This window comes from Paenibacillus sp. FSL H8-0259 (genome assembly GCF_037963255.1).
In the GTDB taxonomy this organism is placed as follows: domain Bacteria; phylum Bacillota; class Bacilli; order Paenibacillales; family Paenibacillaceae; genus Paenibacillus_AQ; species Paenibacillus_AQ phytohabitans.
Map to the genome: position 1 here is coordinate 6,730,438 of NZ_CP150147.1, position 17,085 is coordinate 6,747,522.

Annotated in this window: 15 protein-coding genes; 2 read left to right on the forward strand and 13 right to left on the reverse strand. The window is 53.6% G+C overall.

What is annotated here, in order from left to right; genetic code table 11:
- Positions 1-109 precede the first annotated feature (109 nt).
- The 6 genes from NSU01_RS28770 to NSU01_RS28795 all read right to left on the reverse strand — a co-directional run bounded on the left by NSU01_RS28770 (position 110) and on the right by NSU01_RS28795 (position 6,927).
- Entirely contained in the window at positions 110-1,045 is a 936-nt protein-coding gene (locus tag NSU01_RS28770) for an SPFH domain-containing protein (protein ID WP_099052495.1), read from the reverse strand.
- The gene (locus tag NSU01_RS28775) at positions 1,045-1,479 is read right to left on the reverse strand and encodes an NfeD family protein (RefSeq protein ID WP_076248384.1); all 435 of its coding nucleotides are present in this window, start codon (positions 1,477-1,479) and stop codon (positions 1,045-1,047) included. Before NSU01_RS28775 ends, NSU01_RS28770 begins: the two co-directional genes overlap by 1 nt.
- 325 nt (positions 1,480-1,804) lie before the next feature.
- On the reverse strand, positions 1,805-3,748 hold the full coding sequence (locus NSU01_RS28780; protein WP_076248387.1) for a glycosyl hydrolase family 18 protein: 1,944 nt from the start codon (positions 3,746-3,748) through the stop codon (positions 1,805-1,807).
- A gap of 471 nt (positions 3,749-4,219) precedes the next feature.
- Entirely contained in the window at positions 4,220-4,861 is a 642-nt protein-coding gene (locus NSU01_RS28785; RefSeq protein ID WP_076248390.1) for an XTP/dITP diphosphatase, read from the reverse strand.
- A gap of 1 nt (position 4,862) precedes the next feature.
- Positions 4,863-5,621, reverse strand: coding sequence for a ribonuclease PH (rph, locus tag NSU01_RS28790; protein ID WP_042139695.1), 759 nt, complete (start codon positions 5,619-5,621; stop codon positions 4,863-4,865).
- 193 nt (positions 5,622-5,814) lie between these two features.
- Positions 5,815-6,927, reverse strand: a complete 1,113-nt coding sequence (locus tag NSU01_RS28795; RefSeq protein ID WP_042141592.1) for a GerMN domain-containing protein — start codon at positions 6,925-6,927, stop codon at positions 5,815-5,817.
- 261 nt (positions 6,928-7,188) lie between these two features.
- On the opposite strand from NSU01_RS28795, the gene NSU01_RS28800 reads away from it, so the two are divergent.
- Both NSU01_RS28800 and NSU01_RS28805 read left to right on the forward strand, forming a co-directional pair.
- Positions 7,189-7,788 (forward strand): phosphatidylglycerophosphatase A, encoded by a 600-nt coding sequence (locus NSU01_RS28800; protein ID WP_042139697.1) that lies wholly within the window; start codon positions 7,189-7,191, stop codon positions 7,786-7,788.
- A gap of 43 nt (positions 7,789-7,831) precedes the next feature.
- Positions 7,832-8,638 (forward strand): hypothetical protein, encoded by an 807-nt coding sequence (locus tag NSU01_RS28805; protein ID WP_042139698.1) that lies wholly within the window; start codon positions 7,832-7,834, stop codon positions 8,636-8,638.
- 356 nt (positions 8,639-8,994) lie between these two features.
- Here NSU01_RS28805 and NSU01_RS28810 read toward each other — a convergent pair whose 3' ends face one another.
- The 7 genes from NSU01_RS28810 to NSU01_RS28840 all read right to left on the reverse strand — a co-directional run bounded on the left by NSU01_RS28810 (position 8,995) and on the right by NSU01_RS28840 (position 17,081).
- The gene (locus NSU01_RS28810; RefSeq protein ID WP_042139700.1) at positions 8,995-9,567 is read right to left on the reverse strand and encodes a TetR/AcrR family transcriptional regulator; all 573 of its coding nucleotides are present in this window, start codon (positions 9,565-9,567) and stop codon (positions 8,995-8,997) included.
- Between the two features lie 660 nt (positions 9,568-10,227).
- Complete coding sequence (locus tag NSU01_RS28815; protein WP_256704041.1) at positions 10,228-11,229, reverse strand: MBL fold metallo-hydrolase; 1,002 nt, start codon at positions 11,227-11,229, stop codon at positions 10,228-10,230.
- Positions 11,230-11,268: 39 nt separating this feature from the next.
- Complete coding sequence (locus NSU01_RS28820; RefSeq protein WP_042139701.1) at positions 11,269-12,003, reverse strand: class I SAM-dependent methyltransferase; 735 nt, start codon at positions 12,001-12,003, stop codon at positions 11,269-11,271.
- A 232-nt stretch (positions 12,004-12,235) separates the two neighbouring features.
- Complete coding sequence (locus tag NSU01_RS28825; protein WP_076248393.1) at positions 12,236-13,939, reverse strand: alpha-glucosidase; 1,704 nt, start codon at positions 13,937-13,939, stop codon at positions 12,236-12,238.
- A gap of 105 nt (positions 13,940-14,044) precedes the next feature.
- Positions 14,045-14,539 carry a hypothetical protein gene (locus NSU01_RS28830; RefSeq protein ID WP_076248395.1) on the reverse strand — a complete coding sequence of 165 codons (495 nt, stop codon included), beginning with the start codon at positions 14,537-14,539 and terminating at the stop codon, positions 14,045-14,047.
- Between the two features lie 181 nt (positions 14,540-14,720).
- The gene (locus tag NSU01_RS28835) at positions 14,721-15,974 is read right to left on the reverse strand and encodes a collagen-like protein (RefSeq protein ID WP_076248398.1); all 1,254 of its coding nucleotides are present in this window, start codon (positions 15,972-15,974) and stop codon (positions 14,721-14,723) included.
- A gap of 330 nt (positions 15,975-16,304) precedes the next feature.
- Complete coding sequence (locus NSU01_RS28840) at positions 16,305-17,081, reverse strand: Cof-type HAD-IIB family hydrolase (RefSeq protein ID WP_042139704.1); 777 nt, start codon at positions 17,079-17,081, stop codon at positions 16,305-16,307.
- Between the last annotated feature and the right edge of the window lie 4 nt (positions 17,082-17,085).

The window sequence follows — 17,085 nt, forward strand, 5'->3', positions numbered from 1 at the left end:
TGTCTTCGTAAGCATAGGCTTAGTTTTGCGTTGCATGCTTCGTAAGCATAGGCTTAGTTTTGCTTTTAACTTTAACGGAATGTGCCGCAATTGTAAAATAGTTCTGAGCTTATTTGCCGTCCTTGCTCGCCTTGAATACTTCTGCAATAGCTCCGATACTGCCAAGCGTTTCAACAGCACTGGTCGGCAGGAACACTTTGTTCGCCGGTCCCTTGGAGATTTCAGTCAATGCTTCGAAGGACTGATAAGCCAGTACTCTTTCATCCAGTCCTGCACTGGCGATCAGGGCAATCCGCATCTTCTCGGCTTGCGCGACCGCTTCAATCGCCTTGGCCTGGCCGAGGGCTTCCAGCTCCTGCGCCTGGCCGAGACCTTCCGCCTGACGGATACGCGCTTCCTTATCCCCCTCAGCCTTCAGGATCTTACTCTGCTTATCCCCTTCAGCGCGGAGGATCATATCCTGTTTGGCGGCTTCCGCCTCCAGTACAATCGCACGCTTGCTACGCTCAGCCTTCATTTGTTTGTCCATCGCTTCCTGGATATCCAGCGGAGGCTTGATGTCGATAACTTCTACACGCTCAATCCGCACGCCCCATTTCTCAGTGGCTTCATCCAGCGCAAGACGGATATCCGAGGAGATTTTTTCACGGCCGGACAAGGTTTCATCCAGCTCCAGCTTACCGATAATCTGCCGCATCGTGGCTGTAGAGATATTACGTACACCATAGACATAATCGGAAATTCCGTAAGTTGCTTCTTCCGGTCCTACCACTTGATAGAAAATAATCGTGTCGATCTGTACCTGTACGTTATCCTTCGTGATTACCGTCTGCGGCGGTACATTCGCCTGTTGAATCCGCAGGTCATGATAGACCCGCACCTGATCAATTACCGGAATCAGAATATTCAGACCCGGTGTAAGCAGGCGGTTAAATTTACCGAGACGCTCCACGACCCCCACTCGTTGCTGCGGGACAATCTTGATAGTCAGTGCGATAAATACTACGACAACAACAACAATAATTCCGATAATAGCTAACTCCATCAGTACATATCCCCCCATCGTTCTACTTCAATAATTGTGGTGCCTCTTCTTACAACAATAACCTCTTGATCCTTGCCTAGCGCCACTGTGGATGTTGCACTCCATGTATCGCCGCCTACCTTGACCTGCCCGTAACGGCCGGGCTCAATCGCTTCGATGACCAGACCCTTTCGGCCGACAATATCGGTACCGGTATCCTTGAAGCCCCTGGAATTGCGTAATCTCGCTGCCAAGGGTTTGGTGAAAACCGTCAATATCAAGGCCACCAGTGAACCGGCCACCACTTGCAGCAATAATGCTTCCGGGAGCAGAAGCGCGACCAAGCCGGCAACCAATGCTCCGAGACTAAGCCATAATAGGTAGAATGTAAACGTAAACATTTCTACAACAAACAAGACGCCAGCGGCAATCAACCATAATACCCAAACAACCATCGGTGAATCCACCACCTTCCGCTATATACTACTATAACGAAATAAACAGCATCACGTTTCATAAATAAATTAAAACCGGGACAGCAGCCTGCCTCTTCATTATATTTCAGCTTATGGAAGCTTATGAACGCTGGCAGTACTTCTATGTATTACAACGCATAATTTCCACCTAAGTATATGTAAACATTTAATTATTCAAACGAAGCAGTAAAAGGCGGGAATGGCAAAATGATACTCTGGCTAGAGCGCATAAAAAACGGTGCAGGCTTATGCCGGCACCGTTTCTTCGTGTGGAGATATATTATTGCTGATAAGTCTTCATTTCTTAGTTCAGCTTCCAAAGAGCCGGTGTTGTAGACGGTTCCCAGCTTACCAGCGAGGTGTGTGCCTGCAGACATGTATATGATTTCCCGCTGTAGGTTACAACATCACCCGCTTTATAAGCAATTCCGGCAGCCCAGGCTGAGGCACCCGTGGTTGCCGTCGGGGTTGCCGTGACCACAGGCGTCGCGGTTGGTGCTGCTGTCGGCGTAGCCGAAGGACTTACAGTGGGAGTGGCTGTAGCGGAAGGCTGCGGTGTAGTGTTGCCGCAAGTGCCGACAACCCTCCAGACTCCGAAGGCACCGCTGAGATCCGGCCGTTCGCCCTGCGTCCACCACTGGGCTTGATAGAGCAGTCCGCCGTAGGAGGCCTGCTGTCCTTGAGTGTAGACGGCGGTTGAACTCCAAGCCGCTGCCGTACATTGACCTGGTGTTGCAGTAGGTGTAACTGTTGCGGTCGGTGTGGCTGTAGCAGTCGGTGTGGCACTCGGCTTAACCGTTGCCGTAGGTGTCGGCGATGGCGTTGCCGACGGTTTCACTGTTGCTGTTGGCGTAGGGCTTGGCGTCGCCGAAGGCGTTGGTGAAGGAGTCACCACTCCGCCGTTAAGATCAGCGCTTAGCTTCGTCTGCAGTGTCCGGTTACGGTCGCCGCTGGTCTCCCAGAACATGGCTCCGGCCAGGCCTTTGGATTTCAGATAACTTGTTTTGTAGCCAATGGATTCTACATCATCGTAGCTGATAAATGTCTGATTTGAAGGATTATAAAGATAAGGAACCTTGGAAGTGTTGTTCCAGTAGCGGGTGTAGCCGTTCTTGTTGATGTAGTTGGCTTCCAGATCACTGAAATCATAGTTGCCCTTCTCCCAGGTGCCTGTGGAGGAGATTCCCGCCGAGACCTGGTACTGGCCATTCCCCGCAGCCGGAGCACCTCCCCAGCCTCTGCCATAGAACGGCATGCCGAGCACGAGTTTACCCGCCGGCACGCCAGCACTCAGATAGCTGGTAACCGCTTTGTCGATATTGTAATTCGCCGGCTCGGTCAGCCCCGATGAAGCTGCAGCCGGATCATAATAGAGCGGCGCGTTGTGTCCCGTAGTTGTATTCCAGCTTCCGTTGAAGTCATAGGTCATGATATTAATCCAGTCCACCACTGCAGCGATCCCGCTGAGATTATTGTTCTGGATATAAGCAGGTCCTGCGCCGGAAGCAATGGTCAGCAGATACGTTTTGCCGTCGGCAGTTCCTGCCGCATTCAGCTTCTCGCGGATCTTCTGCAGCAGAAGAACATAGTTCTGTTTATCCTCCGGACGGTAGCTGTTGCCCGCCAGTCCTCCGCTGACCGGGTATTCCCAGTCCAGATCAACGCCGTCCATCTGGTATTTGCGGATGAAATCAACGGCTGAATTGGCGAATACCTCACGGGTTGCCGCACTAGCAGCCACATCCGAGAAGCGGTTCGACCACGTCCAGCCGCCGATGGAGATGACCGTCTTCAGGTTTGGATTCTTCTCCTTCAGCTTCCAGAGCTGCTTCAGGTTACCCTTGATCGGGTCATCCCATTTATCGTCGCCGAAGCTTTTCTGGGCATCGATCCAGGGATCACCCAGCACAATGGTTCCGTTCGGAACGCTGATCGTCTGGCCTTGCTCGTTCTGACAGGACCAGGTTACCGGATTCGGACCGGTAGGGTCTGGATTGCCATGTATCCCGTTCCAGCAAATATCCGCAAACGCATAGTTGATTACATTCATTTTATTAGGATCAATATCCGTTACATTGTACGCCCGCCCGTAAGCGGCCCAGGAAGCATAATACCCGACAAGCTTGTAATCCGAAGCTGCATTAGCCGTTCTGGGATTTGTACCGAAAGCCGAAAAAAGGGTAAGGATAAGAACTGCCGCCAAGCCAAGCACAAAGGGTTTACGAGCTTTCCTTTTGATAAAGAACATTTCGTTATTACCTCCCCGGTTCAATGCGTTACCCAATCAGAAAGCTTCAGCGCTCACCTCCAGGACCCTATTGACCCCCACCCTGTAAATCTATTAAATTCACAACTAGCAGGCTGAAATGCTATAGGCCAGCCCAAAAAAGCGCAGCTAAGCTGCATACCTGCGGATCTCGTGCTCTCTTGCCGGGTGTCTACTCGTAACTATGGCTTATGCTTGTGTAGTAAGTTTTGCGTCATTCAGCTAGGCTGCCTCTGTTTGCAAAACTTGTGAAGGGAATGGGGTAGCGGAAGAATGCAGAATGTTCGAAAGGGGTGAAGTCAACTCTTATTCTCATACAAAGCACGCTGCTGCGCTAGGGGTAAATTTCCATACTGAGGGGGGATTATCATCTAATTTCCATATCACAATAAAAAATCCGGAAGCCCCGTGCATGTTACACATGCATGGAGGCTTCCGGATAAGCTTCAGCTTCTATTTCACGTCCCGCTGCGCGGCAGCAAGCTTCTCTGTCAGCAGACGCAGTGCCGCGCCACGGTGGCTGACCGCCTGCTTGTCTTCCAGCGTCAGCTCCGCCATCGTCTTCTCAAACTGCGGAAGATAGAAGAGCGGGTCATAGCCGAAGCCTCCTCCGCCCGCAGGCTCCGAGGTAATCCAGCCTTCCACTGTTCCTTCCGCCGTCAGCTCCCGCCCGTCCGCCGGATCATACAGCGACAGAGCACAGACGAACCGGGCCGGACTGAGCAGCGGCTGGCCGGTATCCTCACCCTGCTTCAGCCTCTCCAGTTCGCTCAGCAGCTTCAGGTTGTTCGCTTCATCATCTGCAGGCTCTCCGGCGTAGCGGGCCGAGTATACTCCCGGACTGCCGTCCAGCGCTTCCACGCATAGACCGGAATCATCCGCAAGCACCGGAAATCCGAGTGCATCCCCTACCGCCCGGGATTTTTTGAAGGCATTCTCGGCAAAAGTCACCCCGTCCTCCACCACATCCGGCAGATCGGGGTAATCGAACATGCTTTTGACGGTGAGTCCAAGGGGAGCAAAGGCGTGCTGGAACTCCCGCACCTTGCCTTTATTCTTCGTCGCGACAATCAGAATCCCGCTGCCGGACTTCATATTACACCTCTTGGCCAGGCTGGCCGGAAGGGATTTTGAGCGCAATGGGGCCCAGTACTTCTTTTTGAACGGCGATCAGCTCGTAGATCCCCTTCTCGCCCAGACCCAGCAGCTGGTCAAGCTCCTGGCGGGTAAACGGCCGCTCTTCGCCTGTACCCTGCACTTCAACAAACGCACCGCCGCCTGTCATAACCACATTCATATCAACCTTCGCTTTGGAATCCTCTTCATAGTTCAGATCGAGCAGCGTTTTGTCACCGACGACACCGACGCTGATCGCCGCCAGGTAATCCGTAATCGGAAATACGGCCAGCTTGTGCTGCAGCGCAAGCTTATTCATGGCAAAGGCCATCGCTACAAAAGCGCCCGTAATCGAAGCTGTCCGTGTCCCCCCGTCCGCCTGAATCACATCGCAATCCAGCGTAATACTGCGTTCGCCCAGTGCCTGCAGATTCACTACGGAACGGAGTGCCCGTCCGATCAGACGCTGAATTTCCATCGTCCGTCCGGTAAGCTTGCCGCGTGCTGCTTCGCGCTGGTTACGGGTCTGGGTGGCCCGGGGAAGCATGGAATATTCGGCAGTGACCCAGCCTTTGCCTTGTCCTTTCAGAAACGGCGGAACTTTCTCATCCACGGTTGCCGTGCAGATGACTTTGGTATCTCCCATCTCAATAATTACAGAGCCCTCTGCATATTTGTTGGTTTGGGTGGTTATCGTCAGCGGCCGGAGCTGGTCTTCTTGGCGCCCGTTTGATCTCATCTTTTCTGCCTCCTACATCGTATAGCCCTAAGTTGTGTGTACACGAATCCATCCCTTATCTTATACGCAGAAACGGGTGCCGTCCTCTGCTTCAGAGAACGGCACCGCTATTCCTGTCAAGATATCCGGATCAATGAACCTTTATTCTATCAAAGAGCAGGCACAAAAGCATCTTTTAGGCATGCATATCATTCTACAGCGGCAGCTCGTTCACATATTCCGGTGCCGAGACCGGCTGGCCGTAATCGATATTATTGGTTCCCGTAACTGTTTCTTTACCGTTCAGGCGGATCTGCACCAGGGCATCGTCCGTATTCTGGGCAACCGTCAGCACGACCGATTCCAGCATTTCCTCAGGAACGCTTGTGCTGCCTTCGAACATCTCATCCTTCAGGGAAACGGTAACTACCCCATTCTGGCCTGCTTCCACGGAATCAACCACCGTGCCCTGCGTCATGACCATCTCCAGGCCATTCTCGGACTGTGGTCCGGCAATCAGCTCGTTCAGAGCTGCCTTCACCGAATCTCCCCCTGCGGGTACAAAGCGCGTAACCGGAACATAATACTGATGAATGCCATCCGGAGAAGCAGCAGAGAAGTAGACGGTCACTGCGCTGGAGTTCATCATGAGCGCACTCTGCTTCGGCAGGTTAATGCCCATGGCGCGGGACAGCGGCCGATCCAGCGGAGTACCCTGCAGCGGCATTTCGGTAAGCTTTTTGCCATCGACCCAGAGCTGTACGCCCTGGATATCTTCCTGACCCGTCAGGGTCCAAGTGACTGCCTCCAGAATTTTGCGTTCATCCGCCGGATCATAGTCATTGAATGCCGAATTGAATTCAACGATGGCCACCTTATCCTGGCCGATAGATACATTGTTCACTTCCGTCCCTGCCGGCAGTACGCCCTGGAAGCCTTCGGGCAGTACAGATTTGTATGCCCCCTTGCTGACTAGCGCAGTAAGAGAATCCTCCAGCATTGCTGTGCCCTCCCCTTGCGGAAGAGCCAGAGACACCGGTGCCAGCAGGCCGTGCTGATCCTCCAGGTACACGGTTGTCCGTTCTCCAGCCGCAGCGGAGACTGCCGCATCTTTAACCCCCGCTGCGAGATCACTCTCATCCAGCGAGACCGGTCCCAGAACCCCGGTGTCGAGTGTGCCTTCTCCGCTGACCTGCAGCATTTGTGCTTCGACTTCACCCGGAGGCGGGTCTACCGCTGCCGATTCCGAACCGAACAGACTGCAGCCGGAGAGCATAATCGGAACGGCCAGCAGGCAAGCCGCGGAAACCCCGCGGATGTGTTTCATAGGCTTATTCAATCTTCATTACCCCTTTCAACGCTAAGATCAGTTTGTACTGCTATGTATACGAGCCCTTAGTCCAAAAAATAACAACAGCTTATCCTAAATTGCAGAAGTTCTGTCCGGACGGGCAGATACAGCCAGGGTCCGGACCGATGCAGCCAGATACAGCCCATGAATCCGCACGGTTCTGGACATCAGTCTGCCGCTTGCGTACAATTTAGTACAAACAGCTATCCTAACTTAATTACGAATGGAGGACTTCTCATGACTGATTCCAAAATCCCTTACAGCCTCAACAGCAAAGCCGTCGCCGAAGCCACCCGGTTCTGGCTGCAGAAACGCGGGGTAACCATACTTGAGATTGCCGAGCTTGTCATGCTGCTGCAGAAGAAGTATTATCCGAACCTGACCATGGAGGAATGCGTTCATAATGTGGAGATGGTACTGAGCAAAAGAGAGGTGCAGAATGCGGTGCTGACCGGCATCCAGCTTGATGTACTGGCCGAGGAAGGCAAGCTGTTCGCTCCCCTGCAGGATATGATTGAGAATGATGAAGGGCTGTACGGGGTGGATGAGATTCTGGCGTTCTCCATCGTGAATGTATACGGCAGCATCGGCTTCACTAACTATGGCTATGTGGACAAGCTGAAGCCTGGAGTACTGGAGAGGCTGAATGACAAGACAACCGGCCAGATCCATACGTATCTGGATGACATCGTAGGTGCTGTAGCCGCAGCTGCCAGCAGCCGTATTGCCCACCGCAAGCAGGCAGAACGCGAACAGGAGCTTGGGCTGCCCCATGCACCGGAGGATGTTGAAGAAGCCGCGCGGAGAAAGGTTCCGGAGAATGAGGAGCTGGAGTAAGACGATATTACATTGATTTTATTTTGAAAGGTGCGAAGTGTGAATGACCTATTCGTTTGTAGTTGAGCCTGTGTCCGTTCTTGATTTTGACAGTGAAGATGAGCTGATTGACCGGTGTAAGGAATGGAATCTCCTGCCCGCTACAGCCACCCGGGTCAAAACTTATCAGTATAAGAGAAACGGCCTGACACTGCCGGTAGAAATTGTAGGCTACGTGGACAGCCTGACCGTGGTGATACAGTTTGAGAATAAACAGCAGCACTGCATACATCCCGCTTATCTGAAAGAAATGCAGACCGCTGCTTTTGGACAACGCGCTTCGGCGGCTGAAGCAGCCAAGGCGGATGATTCCACAGAGGTAACGGAAGAGACTCTGCCAGCCGTGAACGTTCTGGAGGAGCAGGAAAGCCAGGAAGTACCGGAAGCAGAAACAGCAAGCAAGGAGATTCTGGCTGCTCCGGACAGCGCAGATTCAGATTCACCAAAGCAAGCGATACCGGAAATTCCGCAGAAAAAAGCAGCCGCCTCCAAAAAGAAAGCCGCTGTCCAGCTGCCTGAAGACAAGCTCGCGATTACCGCTAGGGTCAAAGAGTTCACAACCGTCCCCAATCATTTCTCGGACAACGATGATGAAGTTATTATATATGAAGCCGTTTCGGTCGAAGGCCATGATCTGGCGATTGAGGAAGTCTGGTCCAGCCATAGCGCCACGCTGAAGAAGCTGGAGCTTAATCCCGGCGATAAAGTATCCTTCGAAGCCAAGATCGTCGCCAAGAAGCTCACGCAGCATCCGGTTAAATACAAGGTCAACAACCCGTCCAAAATGAAAAAAATCGATCCGGATTCATAGGATTCCTAGAGTCCTAGTAAATTGCTTGCTGAAGATATGCAATGACCCGATTGCGTATCAGGCGGTATGCTTAATTGCACTTTGTACAACTAAATCGTCTGATTTTCAACCGATTAACCGTTTAGTTGTATTTCGTACAATTAAACTGCGATTTATAGATTGGTTCTCACCATTCAGGCAGATTTAGTTGTACAGAATACAGTTATATGATACTAGAGTACCGTTTAGCTGTTTTTAAGTGTACGTTCTACAACTATCACTGAATTCCGCTCGGAGCTACTACATCAATTGCTGCATATAAACAGCGGGATGTCTTTTTTTCGGAATAATGTTGCAACCTACCAGCTTCTACAGATCTATTGCACAGTATCCAGCGGCCGTGGTGCCATTTGATTGCGCTCCATCAGAGCCAGGATGTCTTCGATCATTTCGTTGGCCGGGTATGGCATCGAATGGGTGATCCACCACTCCATTACACCTACTACAGCCGATGCCAGGAACTGGATCAGCATCTCTTTGTTCATCCCGCGGTTCAGGCCGCTCATGTCGATCTGCTCACTTAGACCCTGCAGCAGAATCGCATGCAGACGGGTCCGGAAGGCCGGAACGCCTTTATTGTTAAGCAGTGTAGTGAAGACCCATGCGTGCCGCTCCAGATATTCGGCTGTGCGCAGCAGCGCGCCCCCGGAGGCGATATGGGCGTCCTCCCCGCCGGCCAGGCAGCTCTCGCACAGCTGTTCCATTTGCGTCTCTATACACTGATCCAGCAGATCGTACTTGTCTACATAATGGAGATAGATTGTTCCTCTGCTTACATTGGCACGCGCTGCAATCTCATTTACCGTAATCTGCTCAAAGTTCTTCTCGGCCATCAGGCTGATAAAAGCCTCGAAAATAGCTTCCCGCGTTTTGCCTATACGTCTGTCCATAAGCTTCTCCCTTTCACTTGTCATCCAGTTGCTTAGTGCACTTATTATATTTAACAAATGTCAATAAATCAACAAGTGTGCACATCGTCACCGTGCTCTGCTCTGCCCGCCATACTGCGCTATATGCGCCCAGCGGTTCAGCACAACGGGATACATTGGGCTGGTTACCTTCGCGGTAGCACATTATATTCAATTTTTCGCATACATTGGGCTCGGTTACCTTCGGGGTAGCCCATTGTATTCGATTTTTCGCATACATTTGGCCTGATTACCTTCGCGCTGGCACATTGTATGCGATTTTTCGCATACATTCGGCCTGATTACCTTCGGGGTAGCTCATTGTATGCGATTTTTCGCATACATTTGGCCCAGATGTCCACTTCCGGCGGTTTCAGAAGCTTCTTATTTTCATGCTCGGAGTAACTTGGTACTTTTCTAACTAACACAAAAAACGGGTACCCTCCTTAGCGGATAGTGCCCGTTTCTCTTAAGTATGCTGTATTCTGGTAGTTGTTTGGTATTGGAAATAGTCGTAGTAGTCGTAGTAGTAGTGGTAACAGTAAAGGGTAAGGTTCCCGCGACTGTTGTAAGAACAGCCTCAAGGAGAGACGGCAACGGGCACAGATGGACTTATGTCTGCAACAAGCATCCTATTGCAGCTTACCCGGACACCGCCGCCGTGAACAATATGCTCCCGCCGGGGCCGCCCTCCGTCTCGGCCGCCCGCTCCCGGCGCACCAGCTCGGCCAGATGGGCCAGCGCCTCGCTCATCGCGAACCGCATCTGATGCGCAGTCGCGATCCGGCTGCGGAACAGCCCCTCACAGACGGCGAACCCGCTCAGCGGTCCGCCGGCAAGCAATGCGGCTGTAGCATCCAGCCGCTCCTCATGATGCCGGAGCAGGCTGTCCGCCCGCGCCGTGAACCCGCTGAACGGTTCCCGGTGGCCCGGGAACGCCAGCTGCACCTCAAGGCTGCGCAGCTCCCGCAGCCCCTGCAGATACGTCCGCAGCGGCTGCGGATCGCTGCCCGGCTGCAGGCCGACATTGGGCGAAATCTGCGGCAGCACAGCATCGCCACAGAAGATTTGCCCGCTGCCGCCGTGGTAGAGCGACACATGACCCGGCGCATGCCCGCCGGTCATCAGAACCTGCCATTTGCGGCTGCCCATTACAAACGGCTCCGCCTCATTGATATAGGTGACCTCCGGCTGCGGGGTCACCTCCGGCCGGAAGCTCTCCAGATGCTCCCGGATGCCCTGAATCCAGGCCTCCGGCATGCCGTGCCGCAGGAAGAACAGCGGCAAAGCCTCATCCAGAATCGCCCCGCTGCCCCAGGCCAGGCCGGCTTCAGCATGAGCCCGCTCCGACATCCATACCCGAGCACCGCTGCGCGACTGCATCCAGCCGGCAAGACCATAATGGTCGGGATGATGATGGGTAACGACGATGTCCCGCACCTTGGACCAGGACAGATCCAATTCCTCCAGCACGCCCTGCCAGGCAAGCTCTGCATCCGGGGTGTGAGGGCCCGGGTCAATCACCGTAATCCTGCCGTCCCGGTCAGGCAGAATATAACTGTTCACCTGACGGAGCGGCAGCCCCATCGGCACAGATACCTGCAGAACTCCGCCATCCCAAGATTGAATATCCGCCTTGTGCAAAATCCTCTCTCCTCCTCCGGCTCTTCTTCCCGCCGCCATCTATGGTCTAGCTCCTGTGAAGATCATCCGGGTTGAGGACTCAGCATCATATTCCTCTTCATCGTAGCTGCCATGCACAGCTTCAAGCCGCAGCCCGGCAGCAGCGATCATCTCGCGGAAATTGTCCACGGAATAGAGCTTCACCCGTTCATGATATTTCCGGGGCGCCCCTCCGGCCTTCGAGATCAGAAGGATATCCTTCTTCACGTAACCCTCCTCAATCCGGCGTGATTCATCGATCAGAGTATCCCCGTCCTCACGGACAGAGTGGGGCACCAGATGGCGGATGACATAAGCCGGATTCAGAAAATCAATAATAAATTTGCCCTCCGGCTTCAGCATCCGGCAGATTTCCTTCAGCACCTTGATCTGCTCCTCGTCTTCTTCGAAATATCCGAACGAAGTAAACAAATTGACCACTGCATCGAATCCGCCCTCCAAGGGAAGCTCACGCATATCAGACCGCAGCCAGGTTACGGCTTCCGCACCCGCCTGCGAACGCGCTTCATGCAGCAGCGCCTCGGATAGATCAACCCCGGTAACCTCATAACCGGCCTCCGACAAAGCCAGCGAATGGCGGCCCATACCGCAGCAGAGATCAAGCACCCTGGCACCCTTGTGCAAGTCCAGCCAGCCGATCATCGTCTCCACCTCATGGCGTGCACCGCCGAAGTCCCTGTGTCTATAAACGATTAAATAGTCCTCGCCAAAGCTTGTTTCGTACCACTCACTCATCTCTCTATTACTCCCTCCACAGCCTTTTTCCCAGTACGGTCTTATGCCTCTCTTTAATAACGCTTATTGTACCGTCTTTTACTGTGGAAACAAAGCATCAGGATCACAATTCGCCGGAACATAGATTGAATAATTATTTATTTTCGTGAAAAAAACAGCAATCCCCGGAGACCACTCCCGGACTGCTGTTTTGGTTTCTTCAGCCGGCGGTCCGGGGAACCCGGGTCCGGCCTTACGCCTTGCTGCTTAAGCGCTGCAGATATACGCGCGCCTCATACGGACGCAGCTTTAGACTGCGCAGATCATCCTCTTTGGCTGCTGGATAATTAGAGATCAGCAGCTCCAGCTTCTCCGCCGCCTGAAATTCCTCCGGAAGCTCAAATACCGGCTCACGTTCATAGAAATTCAGAATGACCAGCAGCCGCTGGTCCTCCAGCGTCCGGGTGTAGGCATAGATTTCAGGATGCTCTTCCAGCAGCAGACCATATTCGCCGTAGACGATCACCTGATGTTGTTTTCTAAGCTGAATCAGCTTTTTATAGTAATTGTAGATGGAGTCCGGGTCCTTGACTGCATTAGCCACATTAATCTCCCGGGAGTTCGAGTTCACCCTGATCCAGGGATCCCCCGTCGTAAATCCGCCATCCTCACTATCGTCCCACTGCATCGGCGTGCGGGCATTATCGCGGCTTTTGGTATGAATAGCGGCCATAATGTCGGCTTCGGGTACGCCGGCGGTCCGCTTTTCCTCGTAGAAATTCAGCGTCTCTACATCCCGGTAATCATCAATCGACTCGAAAGCGACATTGGTCATCCCAATTTCTTCACCCTGATAAATGTAGGGGGTGCCTTCCAGCATGTGGATGAAGGTGGCCAGCATTTTGGCTGACGGGATACGGTAGAACAGATCATTGCCGAACCGCGACACCGAGCGCGGCTGATCATGGTTGCACAGATAGTTGGCGTTCCAGCCCCGGTTATGCAGAACGGTCTGCCAGTTGCTGATGATCTTCTTCAGGTCACCCAGCTTCCAGGGCACGACATCCCATTTCCCGCTGCCTGGTGAAGCGGCATCCAGATTCATATGCTCGAACTGGAAGGTCATGTTCAGCTCGCGCCGTCCGTCACCGACATAATCGAGCGCCTGCTCCGGCCCAAGACCCGAGGTTTCCCCCACCGTCATAATATCGTAGTAATAGAGCACCTGATCATGCAGATTCTGCAGCAGCGTATGCACATGCTCAAGGTTCGAGAACATATCATACGCGCGCACGGTCGGCGTGCCGCCGGGATTCAGGGCATCCGGATAACCCTCGGCCTTCACAATATGGGCAATCGCATCAAACCTGAAGCCGTCAACCCCCTTCTTCAGCCACCACTCCACCATCTCATGCAGCTTGTCGATCACCGCGGGATTCTCCCAGTTGAGATCGGGCTGAAAACGGGAATACAAATGCAGATAATATTCATCCGTACGGGGATCGAGCTCCCAGACCGAACCACTGAAATAGGATTCCCAGTTGTTCGGCGGACCGCCGTTTTTCCCTTTTCTCCATATATAATAGTCCCGTTTGGGATTATCCTTCGAGCTTCTGGATTCAACGAACCACGGATGCTCATGCGAGGTATGATTCAGCACCAGGTCCATCATCAGCTTCATCCCGCGGGTATGCATCTCACGCAGCAGCAGGTCAAAATCATCCATCGTGCCGAATTCCTTCATAATGTCGCAATAGTCGCTGATATCATAGCCGTTGTCATGGTTCGGTGATTTATAAATCGGGCAGATCCAGATCACATCTACACCGAGGTCCTGCAAATAATCGAGCTTCGATAACACTCCGCGCAGATCACCCTTCCCGTCACCATTGCTGTCCATGAAGCTGATCGGATAAATCTGGTAGGCAACACTTTCTTTCCACCATTTGGGGTTCAATTTAGATTCCCTCCGCTTCTATTGGTTCCTGCCTCTGTAAGACATATTAATATATCTTAACCAGACCGAAGGAAGAGGATAACAATTTATTCGAAAAGCATGCGCCTACTCCGCCGCAATCAATCCCCGTATGGCTGCCTTCAGCCGCTTATCGAGCTGCTCATTCCACTTCTGCCCCTCTGCCGCAGATTCTCCGTGGATGTAGAACATAAGTATGGCCCCTTCCTGATAGGCTTTAAAAGGAATCAAATCCGCAGCAGCCGTCAGCTCCCCGAATTCTCCCCAGCCTGCAGCCCGCTCCTCTGCTGAAGCGAAGAGATATAGCGACAGCTCCACTCCGTCCATGGAATAGACCTGCGGCTTAAGCCCGTTCAATTCCAGCTGAAAAATAGAGCCAGGTACCTCTTCCCCCGTCTGCAGCGACAGTCCCTGATCGGCAAAAACAGCAATGACATCCTCCCGGGACAGCACACGGACCTGTTCCGGTGCAGAATTCTCCGCCTGCCTGCATCCTGCTAATAGCAGGGCGAATCCGGCCGTCAAGATCAGCACAATGATCATCATCAGATACCTGTAGTTAACCTTTGCGGCTACACTCATGATCTCCCCCCTCTCCCTCTCCAGCTCTTAATCTGACGGAGGCTAATGGTTCTAGGTTGCGGCGATACCCTATATTTTGTAATTTCCTGCACAACAAAAAGACAGGATACCCTCTACCCGGTACCCCGCCTCCCTCCAAGCCTGTTCTGTAACCTTCAATTCACTCTGCTTTCTGCTACTGCTAGGCCAGCTGCTTAATGACAATCGACGCATTGACATTCGCCTGTGTTCCGCCAGCCAGTGTCTGCAGTGTGACTGCTGCCGACGAGCTGTGATTTCTCAGCGTCAGCACATCTCCGGATGACAGGGAGAAAATGGCCTGCCCGGTATTCTGCTGCGTTCCTGCACCCGAACCATATACCGTCCCCGGAACCTGGGCACCATTCACGAATAGGGCAAACTGGCTCGGCTCTACACCGGATACCGAGAAATTAACCTCGTAGACACCCGCATTGGTGACCGAAATGGTGGTTGTACCCGGAGCATGCGTAATCCCGGGCGTAAGGAAACCATTCGTATCAAAAGATACATCCGCCTCAATCGGCACCACCTGTGCGCCGAGGTTATATACATAACCGAACTGGGCAATCCCGCCAGCGGGTCCGGTTGCTCCGGTAGCCCCCGCCGGACCTGCCGCTCCTGCGGCTCCCGCCGGGCCGGCCACACCTGTGGCACCAGTGGCCCCGGCTGCCCCCGCTGCTCCGGCCGGTCCTACAGGCCCCACTGCCCCGGCTGCCCCGGCCGGTCCTGCTGGCCCCACTGCTCCGGCTGCTCCGGCTGGCCCTACAGGCCCCACTGCTCCTGCCGGTCCTACAGGTCCTGCAGGTCCTGCTGCGCCCGCCGGCCCTGCGGGACCGACCAGTCCGGCAATTCCCGCCGGACCGATCCCGCCCAGCGCTCCCGCTGCACCGGCAGCTCCGGCAGCACCCAAGGCGCCGGCGACTCCCGCAGCGCCGAGTGCGCCTGTGGCTCCAACTGCGCCTAGCGCTCCAGCGGCTCCAGCCGCTCCCAGCAGCCCGGCGGCACCTACGGCGCCCAATGTGCCGGTTGCTCCACGGGCACCCAAGGCACCCGCTGCGCCTACAGCGCCCAGCGCTCCGGCCGCACCGACTGCGCCGAGTGTTCCGGCGGCGCCCGGTGCACCGAGCGCTCCGCCTGCACCTGCTGCGCCAAGCGCACCTGCCGCGCCTGCAGCGCCAGCTGCTCCCAGCGCCTCTACAGCTCCGGCAGCACCCAGGGCACCTGCTGCCCCGGCTGCCCCCAATGCCCCTAATGGAATATTAACGCGTACGATCTGCTTTTTGACGATAATCTTCTTGCAGTTGCATTTGTTATCATGCACTTTTCTTTTCGGACGTTTAATTTTTGGCAGCGGACACTCCAATACATCGTCTTTGCAAATACGTTTTTTTCTCTTAAGTTCCGGACGACCCATAATTAGCACCTCCAATAGACTTTATGTATCCTACTCCGTTGACCCAGATAGGGCATGGACATTCATCCCGTAGGCAAATATTTATTTTTGGAGAAACGGGTTGTTTGTACCGGCTGGACAACCTGTTTTCAACCGGGCAGAGCCAAAATTGTTCACCCGCCTTATCACACCCCGTCCAGCCAAAACATATACTATTGCCGGACAACCCGCCCTTTGGAAGCCGGGCACAAAAAAAAGAGCATCCTACTGCACAATCTGCAATAGAATACTCTTTCGGCATCTCTCAGGCCAGGTAACGCCCGGCTTCCGCTTACACCATCCATCCCTGCCTTACAGCAGTCCGACCATCTTCAAGCCTTCGTAAATCCCGTCCTCGCTTACATGCTTCGTTACGTAAGCGGCGGCAGCCTTCGCTTCAGCTTCCCCGTTGCCCATAGCAATACCGTAGCCGACGAACCCCAGCATCTCTACATCATTCAGACCATCGCCAAAAGCATATACATCTTCCTTCCGGACGCCGATAACCTTCAGCATTTCCGCAATTCCGTTAGCCTTGGAGCCATTGCCCGGCAGCACATCCATACACAGCGGGTGCCAGCGGATGAAGTTCAGCTGCGGATACCGCTCAGTGTATATAGCCTGACTCTCCTGCGGGCAGAAAATCATCGCCTGATGCGTGTCATTCTTCAGGAAATATTCTGCATCATGCGTCGGAAACACCAGCTTCAGCGAACCGATGCTCGTCTTGATATACTCATGATCGGCCACGTTTACTTTCATGCCCGCCGTATCTGTGTATGCCACCGGATGATCCAGCTTCTCAGCGAACAAGGTAAGCTCCTCCAGTGTAGGCTTCTCAATCGGATTGCTGTACACCGGCTTTCCTTCATATACTACATATTGCCCGTTAAGCGAAACATAGGAATCGATCCCCAGCTCCGCGCGCAGCTCCTCGAACATATAGTCCGCTCTTCCGGTAGCAATCGCCACATGGTGGCCGCGTCTTTTCAGTTCAGCTATCGCTTCTTTGGCGGACGGGGGAATCTGCTTTTCCTCATCATAAATCGTGCCGTCAATATCAAAAAAGATCGTTTTCCTCAATGTCATAGCT

What these genes read in the sequence shown, in the direction of transcription:
- NSU01_RS28770 (WP_099052495.1), bottom strand. Translation starts at nt 1,045, where the DNA reads ATGGAGTTAGCTATTATCGGAATTATTGTTGTTGTTGTCGTAGTATTT.
- NSU01_RS28775 (WP_076248384.1), bottom strand. Translation starts at nt 1,479, where the DNA reads ATGGTTGTTTGGGTATTATGGTTGATTGCCGCTGGCGTCTTGTTTGTT.
- NSU01_RS28780 (WP_076248387.1), bottom strand. Translation starts at nt 3,748, where the DNA reads ATGTTCTTTATCAAAAGGAAAGCTCGTAAACCCTTTGTGCTTGGCTTG.
- NSU01_RS28785 (WP_076248390.1), bottom strand. Translation starts at nt 4,861, where the DNA reads ATGAAGTCCGGCAGCGGGATTCTGATTGTCGCGACGAAGAATAAAGGC.
- rph (WP_042139695.1), bottom strand. Translation starts at nt 5,621, where the DNA reads ATGAGATCAAACGGGCGCCAAGAAGACCAGCTCCGGCCGCTGACGATA.
- NSU01_RS28795 (WP_042141592.1), bottom strand. Translation starts at nt 6,927, where the DNA reads ATGAAACACATCCGCGGGGTTTCCGCGGCTTGCCTGCTGGCCGTTCCG.
- NSU01_RS28800 (WP_042139697.1), top strand. Translation starts at nt 7,189, where the DNA reads ATGACTGATTCCAAAATCCCTTACAGCCTCAACAGCAAAGCCGTCGCC.
- NSU01_RS28805 (WP_042139698.1), top strand. Translation starts at nt 7,832, where the DNA reads ATGACCTATTCGTTTGTAGTTGAGCCTGTGTCCGTTCTTGATTTTGAC.
- NSU01_RS28810 (WP_042139700.1), bottom strand. Translation starts at nt 9,567, where the DNA reads ATGGACAGACGTATAGGCAAAACGCGGGAAGCTATTTTCGAGGCTTTT.
- NSU01_RS28820 (WP_042139701.1), bottom strand. Translation starts at nt 12,003, where the DNA reads ATGAGTGAGTGGTACGAAACAAGCTTTGGCGAGGACTATTTAATCGTT.
- NSU01_RS28830 (WP_076248395.1), bottom strand. Translation starts at nt 14,539, where the DNA reads ATGAGTGTAGCCGCAAAGGTTAACTACAGGTATCTGATGATGATCATT.
- NSU01_RS28835 (WP_076248398.1), bottom strand. Translation starts at nt 15,974, where the DNA reads ATGGGTCGTCCGGAACTTAAGAGAAAAAAACGTATTTGCAAAGACGAT.
- NSU01_RS28840 (WP_042139704.1), bottom strand. Translation starts at nt 17,081, where the DNA reads ATGACATTGAGGAAAACGATCTTTTTTGATATTGACGGCACGATTTAT.